General features: G+C 44.3%; 15 protein-coding genes. 5 read left to right on the forward strand and 10 right to left on the reverse strand.

The window, feature by feature from the left end; translation table 11 throughout:
* Positions 1-4 precede the first annotated feature (4 nt).
* Positions 5-223 carry a hypothetical protein gene (locus MHN30_RS19710; protein WP_039494584.1) on the reverse strand — a complete coding sequence of 73 codons (219 nt, stop codon included), beginning with the start codon at positions 221-223 and terminating at the stop codon, positions 5-7.
* 77 nt (positions 224-300) lie between these two features.
* Positions 301-738, reverse strand: coding sequence for a hotdog fold thioesterase (locus MHN30_RS19715; RefSeq protein ID WP_239360846.1), 438 nt, complete (start codon positions 736-738; stop codon positions 301-303).
* A 95-nt stretch (positions 739-833) separates the two neighbouring features.
* Between MHN30_RS19715 and MHN30_RS19720 the strand changes: the two genes are divergently transcribed.
* The gene (locus MHN30_RS19720) at positions 834-1,595 is read left to right on the forward strand and encodes a hypothetical protein (protein ID WP_239360847.1); all 762 of its coding nucleotides are present in this window, start codon (positions 834-836) and stop codon (positions 1,593-1,595) included.
* A gap of 49 nt (positions 1,596-1,644) precedes the next feature.
* Here the strand turns inward: MHN30_RS19720 and acnA are convergent, their stop codons facing one another.
* Positions 1,645-4,380 (reverse strand): aconitate hydratase AcnA, encoded by a 2,736-nt coding sequence (gene acnA, locus MHN30_RS19725; protein ID WP_239360849.1) that lies wholly within the window; start codon positions 4,378-4,380, stop codon positions 1,645-1,647.
* 268 nt (positions 4,381-4,648) lie between these two features.
* The gene (locus tag MHN30_RS19730) at positions 4,649-5,017 is read right to left on the reverse strand and encodes an RNA-binding S4 domain-containing protein (protein ID WP_045962213.1); all 369 of its coding nucleotides are present in this window, start codon (positions 5,015-5,017) and stop codon (positions 4,649-4,651) included.
* 198 nt (positions 5,018-5,215) lie between these two features.
* On the opposite strand from MHN30_RS19730, the gene MHN30_RS19735 reads away from it, so the two are divergent.
* Positions 5,216-5,485 (forward strand): hypothetical protein, encoded by a 270-nt coding sequence (locus tag MHN30_RS19735; RefSeq protein WP_222242179.1) that lies wholly within the window; start codon positions 5,216-5,218, stop codon positions 5,483-5,485.
* A gap of 84 nt (positions 5,486-5,569) precedes the next feature.
* Positions 5,570-6,232, forward strand: a complete 663-nt coding sequence (locus tag MHN30_RS19740; protein ID WP_239360851.1) for a hypothetical protein — start codon at positions 5,570-5,572, stop codon at positions 6,230-6,232.
* Here the strand turns inward: MHN30_RS19740 and MHN30_RS19745 are convergent.
* Positions 6,209-7,189, reverse strand: a complete 981-nt coding sequence (locus MHN30_RS19745; RefSeq protein ID WP_239360852.1) for an extracellular solute-binding protein — start codon at positions 7,187-7,189, stop codon at positions 6,209-6,211. The two genes, MHN30_RS19740 and MHN30_RS19745, sit on opposite strands and share 24 nt — an antisense overlap.
* Positions 7,190-7,345: 156 nt before the next feature.
* Here MHN30_RS19745 and MHN30_RS19750 point away from each other — a divergent pair, with 156 nt between their 5' ends.
* Together MHN30_RS19750 and MHN30_RS19755 are read left to right on the forward strand one after the other, a co-directional pair.
* A complete protein-coding gene (locus tag MHN30_RS19750; RefSeq protein ID WP_239360854.1) occupies positions 7,346-10,003 on the forward strand; it encodes an EAL domain-containing protein in 2,658 nt (885 codons plus the stop codon).
* A gap of 133 nt (positions 10,004-10,136) precedes the next feature.
* A complete protein-coding gene (locus tag MHN30_RS19755) occupies positions 10,137-10,967 on the forward strand; it encodes an arylamine N-acetyltransferase (protein ID WP_239360856.1) in 831 nt (276 codons plus the stop codon).
* Between the two features lie 48 nt (positions 10,968-11,015).
* On the opposite strand, the gene cysQ is transcribed toward MHN30_RS19755, so the two are convergent.
* From cysQ to cysD, 5 genes are read right to left on the reverse strand one after another with little or no spacing between them, the layout of a single operon-like run.
* Positions 11,016-11,786 (reverse strand): 3'(2'),5'-bisphosphate nucleotidase CysQ, encoded by a 771-nt coding sequence (gene cysQ / locus MHN30_RS19760; RefSeq protein WP_239360858.1) that lies wholly within the window; start codon positions 11,784-11,786, stop codon positions 11,016-11,018.
* Positions 11,787-11,789: 3 nt separating this feature from the next.
* Positions 11,790-12,386, reverse strand: a complete 597-nt coding sequence (cysC, locus tag MHN30_RS19765; RefSeq protein WP_239360860.1) for an adenylyl-sulfate kinase — start codon at positions 12,384-12,386, stop codon at positions 11,790-11,792.
* An 11-nt stretch (positions 12,387-12,397) separates the two neighbouring features.
* Positions 12,398-14,122, reverse strand: a complete 1,725-nt coding sequence (locus MHN30_RS19770; protein ID WP_205992048.1) for an SLC13 family permease — start codon at positions 14,120-14,122, stop codon at positions 12,398-12,400.
* Between the two features lie 33 nt (positions 14,123-14,155).
* A complete protein-coding gene (gene cysN, locus MHN30_RS19775) occupies positions 14,156-15,571 on the reverse strand; it encodes a sulfate adenylyltransferase subunit CysN (RefSeq protein WP_017219215.1) in 1,416 nt (471 codons plus the stop codon).
* Complete coding sequence (gene cysD / locus MHN30_RS19780) at positions 15,571-16,470, reverse strand: sulfate adenylyltransferase subunit CysD (RefSeq protein WP_010376235.1); 900 nt, start codon at positions 16,468-16,470, stop codon at positions 15,571-15,573. Before cysD ends, cysN begins: the two co-directional genes overlap by 1 nt.
* Positions 16,471-16,474 lie beyond the last annotated feature (4 nt).

Raw genomic sequence — 16,474 nt, forward strand, 5'->3', positions numbered from 1 at the left:
TACGCTAATCTCGGTGCTCTCGACGCATTAGTAAAATGGTCAGATATATTTTAGTCGGTAAAGAACAAATAAGACCGAGCGCGACACAGCTCGCACCAATTATAAAACCGCTCGGACCAAGATCATTCAGCCAGTCGCTCGTTAACATGGTGTGGCCTGTGAAAATTAAAATCAATCCCACCACAATGAGCATATGCAGAGGCCAAAGCTTTTGAGTTGACACAGTACCACCTCACTATTTTGTGTGTTGCAATAATAATGAGGTGGGTTTGGTTTTTTGTAGTTGTGATAGATCAAGTTTTAGCGTGATACTACGGCGGCGGTCATTCTGGAAATGCAGCATAGTTCATTGCGACTGTTAGTGATGCGGATCTCCCAAACAGATGAACGTTTACCGAGATGTACAGGCTTAGCAATGGCTGTGAGTATGCCTGTTCTTGATGCTTTTAAGTGATTCGCATTGACCTCTTGCCCAACACAGTAGAATTGTTCAGTATCTACAACAAAGTTTGCTGCGTAACTAGCAACGGTTTCCGCTAAAGCAACGTTTGCGCCGCCATGGACCATACCCATGGGATTATGGTGCTCAGGAATGGCAGGCATAGTCGCAACCAAGTAATCGTCACCCACCTCGCTGATTTCTATTCCTAACGTTTTCATGAGCGTACCTTTACCCGTCATGCCATCTTCCAGCTTTTTGCATAACTCTACACTTACGGGTTTGAACCAGATTGCCATGTTTGTCTCTCTTTTGAATACATATGCTTACATTTTTTTACTATGGCGATTTTTTTTCATAGTTACAATCGTTTCATTAACATAAAGGGGAAAGTATGAAAGCATTATCGCTGATAGGACTGTTATTTTATTCAGGCTTCAGTATAGCCAACTCTCACGAAGTAAGTGTTGGCTTCGGAGAGTTTTTAGAGATTGAGGATGGATTCTTAGGTGTTCAGTATCGACACTATCTTACTGAGTTAAAGAATGATGGCACACCCTATGGTTTACAGGGATACCTGCAAAAAAGTAACAACTTCTCTGTAGGTGGTTTTAAAAATGATGATTGGCATCTTTACCAAGCTGATGCTGAATTCTTTATTGGGCGAGACTGGCGAGTTGCTGTAGATGTAACTCAATTTAGAGATGACTCTGCACTTTTTACTGCGACGCGAGATACGATAGCGCTGGTACAAGTGGGACGTTTTGTTAGTGAGAACATGCAGCTTGGGGTTACGTTCATCGGTGAGCGTTCAGAATTTGATAACTACGGAGTGGATGAACGAGATACAGAAACGGCAATAGCGCCATTTTTTCGTTATACAGAGATTGATAATGGCGTTGGATGGGATGTAAAAATGCAAAAAGTCGCAGCAGATATCGACTTTTGGCAGATCCATGCTGGCTATTATTTGGCTAAGAATTGGCAGATCTCTGCATCAGCTCGATTACGTGAAGATGATTTTGATCAGTCGGTAGTGGAATTACAGACCGATTATTGGTTTAGTTCACAATCGGCGCTGAAGTTTGGAATTGGCAGTGCGCTTGATGATGGTGGCATCAATACCATTACGCTGATTTACACTCGCAGGTTTTAAAAAAGACGGCCGGTGCCGTCTTTTCCATTAAAGTATTGTCAAAAGAGGCCTATAGCATTTGTCTTAAGACGTACTGTAAAATACCGCCATGTTGGTAGTACTCCCACTCTTTAGGGGTATCGATCCGGATATCCGCCGAAAACTTGATTTCTTTGCCATCCGCATTTGTTGCCGTGACTATCACTTCGGTTGATGTGTCGTATATCCCTTCAATTTCAAACTCTTCTTCGCCAGTTAATCCTAGCTCTTCGTGGCCATCATCCGGTTTAAATTGTAGCGGTAATACCCCCATACCGATGAGGTTAGAACGGTGAATACGTTCGTAGCTTTTAGCAAGTACGGCTTTAATCCCAAGTAGTAAAGACCCTTTAGCAGCCCAGTCTCGTGATGAACCCGTGCCGTACTCACTGCCCGCGAGTACAACGAGTGGCGTATTGCGCTGCTGATATTGCTCTGCCGCATCGAAAATACTCATAAGTTCGCCCTCAGGTAATAGGCGAGTAATACCACCTTCGGTACCCGGAGCCAATTGATTGCGTAAACGTACGTTTGCAAACGTACCTCGCATCATGACTTCGTGGTTACCACGACGCGAACCATAAGAGTTAAAATCAGCTTGTTTCACTCCTTGCGCTTGTAAATACTCCCCAGCTGGTGCCGAAGCTTTAATATTACCTGCTGGAGAAATATGGTCAGTCGTCACTGAGTCGCCCAGTTTAGCGAGACAGCGTGCGCCTTTGATACTTGGGATCCCTGGTGGCTCTTTACTCATATCATCAAAGAAAGGGGCTTTTCGAATATAAGTAGAGCTATCTTGCCAATCATAGCGCTCACTCTGATTTACCGCGATTTGTTGCCAATGTTGGTCGCCTTGGTAAACGTCAGCATAGTTCTTCTCAAACATGGCTTGTGTGACTGTCTGAGACACAAGTTCACTGACTTCAGAGACCGATGGCCAAATGTCTTTTAAGAACACATCTTGGCCATCATCGGTTTGGCACAATGGCTCATTGTAGACATCGATATCAGTGCGACCTGCAAGTGCATACGCAACGACAAGTGGCGGCGAGGCGAGGAAGTTCATTTTTACATCTTGGTGGATCCGCCCCTCAAAGTTGCGGTTTCCTGATAAGATGGAACTGACAACCAGCTGATGTTTAACGATGGCTTCATTAATTTCTTTTGGTAAGGGACCTGAATTGCCGATACAAGTCGTACAGCCATAGCCCACTAAATCAAAACCTAGTTCAGCAAGTGGTTCCAATAGATCAGCTTGTCTTAGGTAATCGGTAACTACTTTTGAGCCAGGGGCCAATGAGGTTTTCACCCAAGGCTTAGGTTTTAAGCCAAGTGCCTTTGCTTTTTGTGCAACAAGGCCTGCGGCAAGAATAACACTTGGATTAGAGGTGTTTGTGCAACTTGTGATAGCGGCAATAACACAGGCGCCATCGACCAATTCAAACTCTTGATCTTTAAATGTAACCTTACCGACGCCAAGCGTTGCGGGCTCATCTTGATCAACTCGAGAAGTCCCGCCTTCACCAACAGTGCGAGCTTCATCTTGATCTGACACGGCATTTTTTTCACTGCGCTCATGCTGGAATTCACCCAAATGGGCTTGAATTGTTTTGCCTGCGTCATTGAGAGGAATTCTATCTTGTGGGCGCTTTGGACCTGCAAGGCTCGGAACCACTGTCGCTAAGTCTAGTGTCAGTACGTCGGTGTAAAGTGGTTCATCTCCAGGTTCTCGCCACATGCCTTGATGCTTGGCATAACCTTCAATTAATGCAATTTTTTCTTCATCACGATTGGTTAGTCGTAGATATTCCAAGGTCTCGTTATCAATGGGGAAAATACCGCAGGTTGCCCCATATTCAGGTGCCATGTTGGCGATGGTGGCACGATCGGCAAGTGGTAAATCTGCTAAACCATCGCCAAAGAACTCGACAAACTTACCCACTACGCCGTGTTCACGTAGCATTTGTGTCACGGTGAGTACCAGATCGGTTGCGGTTGTGCCTTCAGGCAACTGTCCTTCAAGTTTAAAACCAACGACCTGAGGAATGAGCAGTGAAATTGGCTGACCAAGCATGGCGGCTTCGGCCTCAATGCCGCCTACGCCCCAACCTAAAATGCCAAGGCCGTTGATCATTGTGGTATGAGAGTCGGTTCCCACTAACGTATCAGGGTAGGCGAATGGCATACCGCCGATTTCTTTTTCGAATACGACACGTGCTAAATACTCTAGGTTAACTTGGTGCACGATCCCAGTTGCGGGTGGCACCACTTTTAGATTGTCAAACGCGCCTTGCCCCCAGCGCAAAAATTCATAGCGCTCTTTGTTGCGTTGGTACTCTAACTTAGCATTAAGATCAAAGGCGCCATCGTGGCCATATTCGTCTACTTGTACTGAGTGGTCTATGACCATTTCAGCGGGTGATAAAGGGTTGATTTTATTTGGATCGCCACCGAGTTTTGCCATAGCGTCACGCATTGCTGCAAGATCCACGATGGCTGGTACGCCTGTAAAATCTTGCATCACGACGCGCGCGGGCGTGAAAGCAACTTCTTTACTTGGTTTATCTTCCGGCTTCCAGTTGAGTAAGGCATCGATGTCTTGTGCAGTCACGTTTTTGCCATCTTCATGGCGCAGTAAATTTTCTAATAAAATTTTAAGCGAAAACGGTAATCTTCTTGCTCTATCGCTTAAAGCTGGAAGTGAGTGAATATGGACCTGACGCTCGCCGACGGTAAGCTGAGTCAGGGTGTTATATGAATTATTCATGCTTGACCCTTTCCTTATACCAACTGCACTTAAGATTTGCTCTATATAAGAGGGAAGTAGAGCATCCAATTAAGTGAATTGGTTTTGTTCTAGAAATGCAAAACAAGGTGCATAGAATGTACCAGTTGCAGACTTGCCGTTTTTTTGTACTGATATAGTCCTAGTGTTGATTGGGAACTTTTTCAAGGGGGAAGTGCACTTTCGCGAGGCATCGGTGCACTAAAAAGGTGAGCATTTTTGTAATTAAATACGTCAGCGTCTGGGATTGCTAGCCAAAGGAGATGGGTTTTCGGCCTGTATTTTTGTCCACTTGTGTGTAAGATTTTCCTGACTTTTGTCGTTTTTTCTTACTCGGCGTTGGTGCCGTTTCGGCGCGTGGAGTGGCGACTGCTCGCGGTTGCGGCGTAGCATCAGGTGCTAAGGTTAAATGAAATTCATCACCATCAAAATGCAGAATATCGCCTGAATAAATCTTTTTACGTTTTTGTGTACATATTTCATCGTTGACTGCTACATAACCTTCAGTGATCAATAACTTAGCATGTCCGCCAGTTTCTGCTAAGTCGAGCACTTTCAAAAGGTTACACAATTCTATCGGCTCTTCTTCGAGCTCAATTTCAATAAACCCATCTTGCATTTTTATAACCTCAACATGCCGTATTTACCTAACACAGCCAGTGTCTTATTGCCTTATACGACAGTATATAAAATTACTACGGTGAATGACGAAACTTTTTCGTTAAATCCGGGGTCTTTAACATTATTGAAGCATTTGGTGTGTATCTTGCAAGCCGACCACGCGATTTGTTTTTATCAGTATTTTATGGAGGCAACGATGGGTATTCGCACAGCATTAAGAAAAGAGCTTATGAACGTAGATAAGACTGATCTAATGACCGCGGATGATGTACGTCACTATGTCAATGAGTCTCTCACGCAAGCCAAGGATAAGCTTTCTGTCATCTCTCGATTTAATGAGCATCATAGTCAGGTGCAAGCCGGACTGCCAAGTCAGGAGCGGCATCTACGTCATCAACAGCATCGATTGTTTAAAGATATTCTCTACCCAAAAACGTCTGTTGAAAATTGGTTGTCTAGGTGTTAATTTGAAGTATTAATAAGACTGAGGTTGAAGTGTACTTCCCAGATTAGGTGCATTTCAAACTGAGGCGTAACACCAAGGATGACAATGCAACGTTTTTTCGCAATTGCTACTTTATTATTGAGTGGCTGTAGCACCCAAACCCTACATATCTTTGAATCCGGTCTCGATGAAGGTACTAGAGCTAACTTAGTTCAAGCGTTAGAAAAGCGAGATATTCATTATCGTTTTACCGAGCTTCCCGTACCGCTACAATATGAGAGCGCACAATTAAATATTCCACCGATGACTTCAGGCGACAAGTGGCTTAGGGATATCGAGTATGTGGTGAAAAAGATTGGTTTTGATACGCTGACAATTTCAGAATTTAATATGGAAGGGCACCGCTATACACCGAATAACGCGGGGTTGTATCTGGTGCAAAACAGAGCTGCTCAAGCTTTGCCAGATCTATTGTTTGCCCACCAATGTAAAGATGATTCTATCCAATTGCAGCTGAAACCCAATGGTCATTGGCAGCAGGTTGGCACTGAGTATCGGGGGCGTTGGATCTATAAAAGTAATTCTCTTACGCTCACATGGCATGAGAAATCCGAGCAGCACCCCTACCAGCAAGTGTATGCCGAGCGCGAACATACAGTGCAGACATTACAGGGGCCCAAGCCTGCAAAAACATTTACCCGCCAGCAGCTTTTCGATGGACCAGTGCCTGTATTTAATTGTGATTTACAAGTGATCTTTGCTGAGTGAATTGATAACTCGCTGGGCTCGTGACACTTGCTGCAGGCCGAGTTTCACCTGTTTCGTGGCGGGGGCAAACGGAGCCGGAGCCGTTTGTGAGCTCTGAATCACAGGATATTCATGAAGCAAATTAGCATACATGGACTGAGTACTCGGTTTTAGCAAGAAATCAATAAATAGCTCGGCATTGTGTGTATTGGGTGAGTGCTTTGCTATCGCAACTGTGGTGGTAGAAATAGGCGTTTTTCCCGAGTGCATTTTCAGAAAGTGGATCTCTAGCTGTTCGGCAAGTGCCTTATCGCGCTTATTTTCGGAGTGCTGCATCATGCTCCAATAATAGTGATTCGCCAGCGCAAATTCACATTGACCTTGTGCAAGCGCTCGCAGTTGATCTCTATCTCCTCCCACAGGGCGTTTTGCTAATAGCGTATTAGCGTGGTTGAGCCACGAGGAGTCATTGCTATTTGAAGAAGCATAGAGGCTCGATGCTAACGTCAAATTATAACTATGAGACCACTGGCGAATGCAAAACTTACCATGGTAAAGCGTTTTATCTAAATCCGAAAAGTGCTCGGGCAAGGGCGTCGAAACGCCTTTTTTACGGAATAATGCGCGTGTCCTTATCGAAACACTGATCCACCGCTTATCATCATCCTTGAGTTCATGATTTACTGCTTGCCAATTTGTGATCTTGTCGATAGGACGCAGTAGTGCTTTGTAATCATGCAACTGAATTAGATCGGAGGTGAGTAACACATCGGCCTTTGAGTCGGCGCCATCGCTTTTGAGGCGCTCAAGCAGTTGTGCTGATTTACCATTTACTAGGTTTACGGTGATCCCAGTCTCTTTTTCAAATGCCTGGAGGACAGGTTGAATTAATTCATATTTTCTAAATGAATAGACGTTTACTTGCGAGGTGTGGGGCTGCGTTGCAACCGCTTGACCAAAATGTACCCAAAAGAGCAAAAAAAGGAAAAGTTTACTTTTATTCATTGCAAATAAGAATTATTATCGAATGGGTGTAGCATACAATGTTCGATGAAGATGTCCAGACTTAAACGACGCGTTTTTACAAATACCATTCTCCATAGCGCTCAGCAGGTTTTTAAGCGAAGGCTTCCTGTGCTGGGGTTCATCTTGCTGTTCGCCTGTTTGATATATGTTGGCTTGATAGCGAATGTTTACTACCAAAACCAATCAGAAAGCAAAAGTGCGCAGGAGTTGACACGATTAGAATACTTACTGGATAGTAAGTTGCAACACGTTGCTCACCTACTGTATTCGATAGACGCTTACCTCAACACCCATCAAGATGCAGACTTTTATGAGATAGCGCAATCACAGCTTACCACGGCGAATTTAGGGTTGAGTATGGAAACATACGCAGTGGTTTCACCTGATCAATTCTCCATATTAGAGAAAGTGCAGCGAGAAAGAGGGTATTTTGACTTTAAAATTAGAGGCAATCTAGATAAACAGGCTAACCAATGGTTGGTGGTTACCCGTGCTGCACCTGTGTCTGAAGTTGGTCAGACCGTCGGGCAGGCGGAGGTGCTTGAGAGAGATATTTTTGCAGAGCGGGATGAGAATGACTTAACGACCTATGTCTGGCCAAATAGGCAAAAACTCAGTGTATTGATTGAGCAACCGCGTTTTGGAGAGTTTAAAACGCTACTGGGATTAAGTTTTGAGTTACCTTTTTTATTGGATTCATTATTTGGCCAATTATATCAGCAGCGCAAGCAACACTTATTGGTCTCTTCAAAAAAAGAAATTATTTATAGCTCCGATTGGCAGAAGCGCTTCGACCTTCATAATTTAACGCCAAGTGCGGTGCACACCATTAATTTTTATGGTTTGCCCATTACCATGCAGTTGTATGATGAGGCGTGTTTACATCCAAGTTGGTTAAATAACCATAGCGTACTGATTGTACTCTTTTTAGGTATTCTGGCCGCCTGTATTTTATTGGTGTGGCTCCAGCTAAGACAACTGAAAAATCGCAATGACACCGTCAATAATTTAGTTGTTGAAAGAACTAAAAGCCTAGAGGTGTCTAAGCACAGGTTACAAGTCGAATCTAATAAACGGTTAGGGGCTTTGCAGCAACAGGTCGCTGCAGAGCGTAAATATAAAAGTTTATTCGTTAATAGCCATGAAGGTTTATTTGTACTAGACCGCCGGGGCTACATTATTGACTCCAACCCCGCTTTCAATGCGTTACTTTTTGGTGGGCGTATTCCTTCGCCAAATACAGACTTTAGTGCACTTATGCAAGACTCTGAGTGTCATGAGCAGTGGAACCAGATTGTTGCCACTAAGCAAGCTCACCAAGAAATGGAGTGGTTAGCAAAAGCAGAATCAGGAGAGCATATCTGGCTTAGACATTCTGGGCATTGGCTGCATCAACCGGATAGTTGCCTGTATGAGGGGAGAGTGACGGACATTACTCAGGCTAAACTGTTCCAAGAACAATTGCGATATAAAGCGCAACATGACAGCTTGACCGATCTGCTAAATCGTCAGAGCTTTGTGTCTTTGGTTGATAAGCTCCGTGAGCGAAAACGCGCCAAGTTTACTTTGCTATATATTGACTTAGACCGCTTTAAGCTAATAAACGATACCTTAGGCCATCAAGCCGGCGATAAGCTACTTATCGAATTTGCAACAAGAATGCGTATGCTGCTTAGTAGCTATGCAGATATTGCCCGGCTTGGCGGTGATGAATTCGCCGTCCTTATTTACGATGAGCATCTACATGAACCAATTGAGGGGGTGCTTGAAGATATTCTTGCGCGGATCCGAGCGCCATTTCTGTATCAGGGTAACAGCCACTGTGTTAGTGGTAGCGTTGGCGTACGCCACTTTACCGTTCCGTGTCTACATTGCGATGCTGAGAAGCTACTACATGATGCCGATATTGCAATGTATGAGGCAAAGAAGCGAGGCAAGAACACTTATCATATATTCACTAATGCTATCGCATGCGAAGCAGGTCGAAAGATCCAGATTGAGCAAGCGCTACAGGCAATAGACATGTCTCGCGAACTAAGCCTGAATTTGCAGCCCGTTTATTGTCAAAAAGGGCAGAATTTAAAAGGGTTCGAAGCGCTACTACGCTGGAATAGCCCAACACTTGGAGAAGTAAGTCCTGCGGAATTTATTCCCATCGCAGAACAATGCGCGAAGATTTCAGAGCTTGGTCGCTGGGTATTTGATCAGGCGCTCAATTTTATCAATGCCGTAGGAGACAGCACCCTTTTTGTTGCTGTTAATGTTTCTCCGTTGCAACTCCAGTCGCAGGAATTTATCGATTGGTTAGTGTCTCGCTGTGAGGATGAAAATGTTGCGATGAAACAAATTAAGCTTGAGTTGACAGAATCCGCCATGATGGCAGAGGAAAACATGCTTATAGGACCGCTGGAACAACTTCATCAAGCGGGATTTGGCATCTATATTGATGACTTTGGCACAGGTTATAGCAGCCTTGCCCGGCTCAATCATCTTCCCGTGGATGGCATAAAAATAGATAGGGCTTTTATGTCCGGCATTGAGCTGGGCGGTAAGGCGACGCAACTCATTGAAGCGATTTGTGCGATTGCGCACAGCTTTAACCTTGTCGTGACAGCCGAGGGTATTGAAACGGCAGCGCAGCTTGATACGTTATCAAGGCTTTATTGTCATCAAACGCAAGGCTATTTTATGTCGAAGCCACTGGTTGTGGCTGAAGCTAAATGCCTTGTTTCACCGAACAAAAAAGTGCATCAGTTATTTGCCTAGTTAACCTGAGGTTTGGATAACAAAGTGACATCTCATTAGGTGATAGAAATAATGGCTGAAAAAGTGAAAATACCTATTGACCTTAACATGGGTTGAGGTTTTAACCTGCCTCCATCAACTTTAGGAGTCAGTCATGGAATTAGAAGCGAATATCAATCAATATCTTAGCAGCTTATCGTTACAGCACTTTGCTGGGATTGAGCTGGTCACCGAGTTACAACAAAAACACCTTTCTCGCTACGCCTTCTCAAGTATTAATGCCATGTATGGTGAGCGTCTGTTGCTTGACTCATTACCACTATTTAGCCGTTTAGTGACCAACAAACAAGGTGGCTACTGCTTTGAGCATAACAAGGTGGCATTTTTAGCGCTGCAACAGCTTGGGTTTACAGTAAGGCCGGTTCTTGCGAGAGTAATGCTAAATGGTAGCTCCTCCAATCCTCGTTCTCACCGGATGACATTGCTTAATTTGGATGGTGAGCAGTACTTGGTTGATGTAGGATTTGGAGTGAAGTCGCCTCGTGTACCGATTAACATCAATCAGGCCTTAACTATCCAAGGTCGGCAGACTTATCAGGTACAAAAAACAGCAGACACAGTCAAAGTGACTCTGTTAGAGGAAGGAGAAGCACCGCTTACTTTATATCATGTCGACCTTGCTGAAGTGTTCGAATCCGATTGTGAAGTGGCACACTTTTATTCCCATCAACATCCTGAAGCGGCGTTTGTGAATAACTTAGTGGTCTCTCGAATTACAGATTGCCACCGTTATTTACTGCGTAATCAGAGTTATTTCGAATGGCATGAATGCGATGGCAGTGTTACTGAAACTAAAGTGGAGAGCTTTGCTCAGCTAGAGCAGTTAGTAAAAGAGACATTTTTGCTTGAAACGCCAAGAGCAGTTTTAAAAAGCGTATACGATAAAGTCCTAACTCGCGCCGCAAATAAACCAGTCGAACGTTAATTCGACTGGTTTTACGTGAATTAGTTTACAGTATTACCACCTTCTAGCTTAGTCTTCCAACCTAGAAACCACAAAATAGGGGTTAAGATACTCTGCTTTTTGATTATAGCGCAGAGGCTCGCCATTCACTTGGCTGACCTTTGCCCCAGCGATACTCGCCACTGCGTGTCCGGCCCCGGTATCCCACTCAGAAGTTGGGCCAAGACGAGGGTAAACATCGGCTTTACTTTCGGCCACTAAACATAACTTAAGTGAACTGCCTTTAGGTACCATGTCGACTTGCTCGAAGCGGGTAAGGTACTCGGCTAAATCTGGTGAAGGATGTGAGCGCGAGCCAACTACTTTGATTAAACCTTGATTGGGCTTGGTGGTGACTTTGAGCTCTATGCGAGCTTCACCCGTTTGCTTGAACGCGCCAATACTTTTTTCTGCAAGGTAGCTTTCATTAAGTGCTGGAGCATGAACAACACCAAGAATGGGTTCACCGTTATTGATAAGTGCAATATTTACCGTAAATTCGCCATTTTTCTTGATGAATTCCTTGGTGCCATCAATGGGGTCAACCAGCCAATATTCCTGCCATTGTTGGCGTTCTTGCCAATCTATTCCCGCGCTTTCCTCGCTTAATATCGGTATTTCGGGAGTGAGAGTTTTAAGGCCTGCAACAATAATTTTATGTGCAGCGAGATCTGCCTCAGTGACGGGACTTTCATCTTCTTTATATTCAACATTAAAGTCCTTGGCATAAATCTCCATAATCGCTTCACCAGCGCGAATACTCAGATTTAATACTTCTTCCAGCAGATCCGTATGATTCATGACTTACCCTATTAAATTTTTTGACAGTAGATAGTGTATTAGCTGCTGGACAGATTCTTCCAGCGACTGCTCGGAAGTATTTAAACATATTTCTGGACTAATTGGGGGCTCATACGCCGAATCTATGCCAGTAAAATGTTTTATTTCTCCAGCACGCGCTTTTTTATACAAACCTTTAGGGTCTCGTTGCTCGCAAACTGCAAGCGGCGTATCTAGGTATACTTCAATAAACTCGCCGCTTGCGACTAAGTTACGCACCATGTCTCGTTCAGCTTGAAAAGGTGAGATAAAAGCGGTGAGTACCATTAGTCCCGCATCGACCATGAGTTTGCTGAGTTCACCCACTCGACGAATGTTTTCGACGCGGTCTTCATCATTGAACCCTAAGTCTTTACACAGTCCATGCCTGACATTATCCCCATCAAGGAGGTAGGTATGTATGCCTTTTGCTTGCAGTGCATGCTCAAGTGCATTGGCCACGGTGCTTTTACCTGAGCCTGAAAAGCCTGTAAACCACAGCACGCAAGGCTTATGACCTTTTAATTCGCTACGTTTTGTTTTATCTACGGCATAGTTATGCCAAACAATATTTTCGTCCATACTTTGCTCTATTAAAATGGAAAGACAAATGGAATAACAGTCAGTACCGTCGCTGAATAAATCAATGACAAGGGCAGTCCCATGGTGACGTAATCACGAATTCGATAGTTGCCTGCGCTATACACCATGAGGTTAGTTTGATAGCCAAAAGGTGAGATAAAGCTCGCGGATGCACCAAAGGCTACCGCCATTACAAATGGCAGTGGATTTACATCAAAGCCACTTGCCAGCGCATAAGCCACTGGGAATGAAAGTGCTGCCGCGGCATTGTTAGTGATGAGCTCGGTAAATATCACAGTCATCACAAAAATGGCGATAAATGCGCCGTAAGGACCAAAATCCCCTAACAACCACAATAAGCTCGAGGAAATCTCTGCCGCTAGTCCGGTTTCAATCATTAACTTAGCCAGTCCTATCGCACTGCCAACAATAGCGACAAGCTCAATAGGAAAGCGACGTTTCATCTCAGGGACTTTGATTGTACCGAGCACCACAAGGGCGGCGAGTAACACAATTAACCCTTTTACCAACGGTACAACCCCAAAGATGCTAAGGCCAACCACTGTCGCAAAACTCGCAAGTACGGTGTTGGACTTATTACGAGATAGATGTGTTTGTAAATCTAGGCCAGAGATATACACAAATTCGCGTTTGAGATTGGGGAGTGCATAAAAATCGCTGCTTGGGGCAAGTATTAAAGAGTCGCCCGCTTGTAATTCGACCTGACCGATTCCACCTTGTAGGCGATCATGACCACGACGTATCGCAATAATAGCGGCATGAAACTGCTCCCTAAAGCGGATCTCTTTAATAGTTTTTCCAAGAAAGCGCGAAGACTGACTTACGACCACTTCCACCAAGTGCTCAACGTCTTTCTCGTGTTTATCATGGACTATTTTTAATCCATCGAAACGCTGTAACAGTGGCACTGAGTTGATGTCGCCCACAAATAGCAGAACATCACCAGCAAGAATTTCTTGTTGTGGCGTTACGGCGCAGATCCGTCGTTCACCGCGAATGATTTCAGCAAGGAATAAGTCTTTGAGGTCGCGTAGGCCGTTTTCTTCAACCGTGCGACCAACTAGCTTGGAGCTTGGCTCAACTTTTCCTTCTAAATAGAACGGTACGACCTCATCGTTATTTTTGCCGTTGTCGGGCAAATATTTGAGCATAATCGTGATGGTCAATAAACCAACACTCAGGACGGCGATACCAACTAAGGTAAAGTCAAAAAAGCCCAGCGGCGCCATCCCTGCTTCTACGGCAAAGCCATTAACAATAAGATTGGTAGAAGTACCTATCAGCGTTAACGTACCACCTAAAATAGCGGTATAAGAAAGCGGTAATAGCAGCTTAGAAGGCGCATGTGTTTTGCTCTCTTTAACGGTCGTGATCAGCGAGGCAACCACCGCCGTGTTATTGGTAAAAGATGACAAAAAGGCGGTGGATAAACCCAGTTTAATCACCGCTTTTGCGAGACTACCTTGCGCCATTGAGTGGGCGAGTTTTTTGACTAAGGTTGTTTTTTCAATCGCAATAGAAACTAGGATAAGTAGCACAAGCGTGATTAAAGACGGATTCGCATAATTCACCAACATCGATTCAAGATCGATAAGGCCAGTCAAATAACTAGTGGCGATTGCGCCTGTGAATAGCCATGCAGCGTTAATGCGTGTGGCAAAAAGACACACGACTAACGCTAGCATAATGCCTGTTAAAATGACTTGTTCCATAATGACGTCATACCTCGACTAACAGGCTAAATTGCATTATTTTAACTTCGAAATATCAAGCGCTTGCCAATGAGGGAAGTGCTTGCGAACTAATGCATTAAACTCAATCTCAAATTCACTAAACTGACTTGAGGACGTTGCTGTTGCTGCTTCAACCGTTTCCACCATACCCGCACCTATGGTTAGGTTTGATAGGCGATCAATTAAGATAAACGAGCCAGTTTCACGATTATTTAAATACTCATCCGCAACGACATTTTCTGTCAGCTCGATGGTCACGATAGCAATTTCATTTAATGATAATGAATCGGCTTGACCGTGCTCAAGTGTATTCACATCGATAGTGTGCTCGATATTTTTCACGATTGCCGCAGTTTTCTTGCTACCCAATTTAAGGTTATAACTTTTACCCAGCTGGAGTGGTGTTTCGTGCATCCATACCAGCTTAGCTGTGATCTGATTCGTCACCTGAGCAGTCGACTCTGCAGGCACAATCACATCGCCACGACTCACATCGACTTCATCTGCTAGGGTGATAGTGAATGCTTGTCCGGTTTCCACTTGGGTTAGATTGCCATCAAAAGTCACGAGTTCTTTAATGGTTGAAGTCTTACCTGATGGTAATACTTTAACCGCTTGCCCAACGCTTAAGCTACCAGAGGTTAATGTGCCTTGGAAACCACGAAAATCTAGGTTAGGACGCACTACATATTGCACCGGGAATCGCGCTTCAAAACCATGATTAGGCTCTGCTGCAGGAGAATCTTCCAGCAGTTCCAGCAATGGTTTGTCTTGATAATAAGGTGTTTTTTCTGAGCGGTTTACAACATTGTCGCCTTTAAGTGCTGACATTGGCACAAAGCGAATATCTCGTACGTTCAGTTGCTCAGCAAACTTCAAATAGTCGGCCTTTATGCGCTCAAATACGGCCTCATCAAAGTCAACAATATCCATCTTGTTTATCGCGACAACGAACTGTTTAATACCCAGTGAATCACAGATAAAGCTATGGCGTTTAGTCTGAACTTGCACACCATAACGGGCATCGACAAGGATAATCGCCAAATCACTGGTTGAAGCGCCCGTAACCATATTACGTGTGTATTGCTCGTGTCCCGGCGTATCGGCAATAATAAATTTACGCTTTGCTGTCGAGAAATAGCGGTAAGCCACATCAATGGTAATACCTTGCTCACGCTCCGCTTGTAAGCCATCAACGAGTAACGCTAAATCTAGATCTTCACCCGCATTGCCGACTTTTTCATTGTCTTTGTGTAGCGCAGCTAATTGGTCTTCATAGATTTGATGGCTATCGTGTAGCAAACGGCCGATCAGCGTTGATTTACCGTCATCTACGCTGCCGCAGGTCATCATGCGCAACAAGCTCTTGTCTTGCTGACGCGCTAAGTAGGTTTCAATGCCTAATTCTTTCACTTCATTTGCTGTTGACATTAGAAATACCCCTCGCGCTTTTTCTTCTCCATTGATCCTGATGAATCATGATCAATCACTCGTCCTTCACGTTCTGATGACGTAGATAACAACATTTCTTCGATAATTCCAGTGAGCGTATCGGCCTCTGATTCAACTGCCCCCGTTAGTGGGTAACAGCCAAGTGTTCTGAAGCGTACAGATTTCATTTCAGGCACTTCACCTTCAGCAAGTGGCATGCGGTCGTCATCGACCATAATTAATGTTCCGTTACGCTCAACAACTGGTCTTGGCTTTGAGAGGTAAAGTGGCACTATCTCAATACCTTCTTGGTAGATATATTGCCAAATATCGAGCTCTGTCCAGTTTGATAATGGGAAAACTCGAATGCTTTCGCCAGGGTTCACTTGACCGTTATATGTATTCCATAACTCCGGACGTTGGTTTTTAGGATCCCAGCGATGGTGTTTATCTCTAAATGAATAAACTCGTTCTTTTGCGCGAGATTTTTCTTCATCACGGCGCGCACCACCAAAAGCCGCATCAAAGCCATATTGATCTAGCGCTTGCTTCAGGCCTTGTGTTTTCATGATATCGGTATGCTTAGATGAACCATGAACAAATGGACTGATGTTCATCTCAAGTCCTTCTGGATTTTTGTGCACAAGCAGTTCAAATCCATACTCTTTTGCTAATCTATCGCGAAACTCGATCATTTCTCTAAACTTCCAATTGGTATCAACATGGAGTAGAGGAAAAGGGATCTTCGCAGGGTAGAAAGCCTTACGAGCAAGGTGAAGCAGTACCGACGAGTCTTTACCAATCGAATACAGCATTACCGGGTTTTCAAACTCTGCGGCAACCTCTCGGATGATCTTTATGCTCTCAGCTTCGAGTTGCTGGAGATGGGTTAAAGCCATGATT

It is taken from the genome of Pseudoalteromonas sp. OF7H-1 (assembly GCF_022347825.1).
GTDB lineage: Bacteria > Pseudomonadota > Gammaproteobacteria > Enterobacterales > Alteromonadaceae > Pseudoalteromonas > Pseudoalteromonas maricaloris.

What these genes read in the sequence shown, in the direction of transcription:
- MHN30_RS19715 (WP_239360846.1), bottom strand. Translation starts at nt 738, where the DNA reads ATGGCAATCTGGTTCAAACCCGTAAGTGTAGAGTTATGCAAAAAGCTG.
- MHN30_RS19720 (WP_239360847.1), top strand. Translation starts at nt 834, where the DNA reads ATGAAAGCATTATCGCTGATAGGACTGTTATTTTATTCAGGCTTCAGT.
- acnA (WP_239360849.1), bottom strand. Translation starts at nt 4,380, where the DNA reads ATGAATAATTCATATAACACCCTGACTCAGCTTACCGTCGGCGAGCGT.
- MHN30_RS19730 (WP_045962213.1), bottom strand. Translation starts at nt 5,017, where the DNA reads ATGCAAGATGGGTTTATTGAAATTGAGCTCGAAGAAGAGCCGATAGAA.
- MHN30_RS19735 (WP_222242179.1), top strand. Translation starts at nt 5,216, where the DNA reads ATGGGTATTCGCACAGCATTAAGAAAAGAGCTTATGAACGTAGATAAG.
- MHN30_RS19740 (WP_239360851.1), top strand. Translation starts at nt 5,570, where the DNA reads ATGCAACGTTTTTTCGCAATTGCTACTTTATTATTGAGTGGCTGTAGC.
- MHN30_RS19755 (WP_239360856.1), top strand. Translation starts at nt 10,137, where the DNA reads ATGGAATTAGAAGCGAATATCAATCAATATCTTAGCAGCTTATCGTTA.
- cysQ (WP_239360858.1), bottom strand. Translation starts at nt 11,786, where the DNA reads ATGAATCATACGGATCTGCTGGAAGAAGTATTAAATCTGAGTATTCGC.
- cysC (WP_239360860.1), bottom strand. Translation starts at nt 12,386, where the DNA reads ATGGACGAAAATATTGTTTGGCATAACTATGCCGTAGATAAAACAAAA.
- cysN (WP_017219215.1), bottom strand. Translation starts at nt 15,571, where the DNA reads ATGTCAACAGCAAATGAAGTGAAAGAATTAGGCATTGAAACCTACTTA.
- cysD (WP_010376235.1), bottom strand. Translation starts at nt 16,470, where the DNA reads ATGGCTTTAACCCATCTCCAGCAACTCGAAGCTGAGAGCATAAAGATC.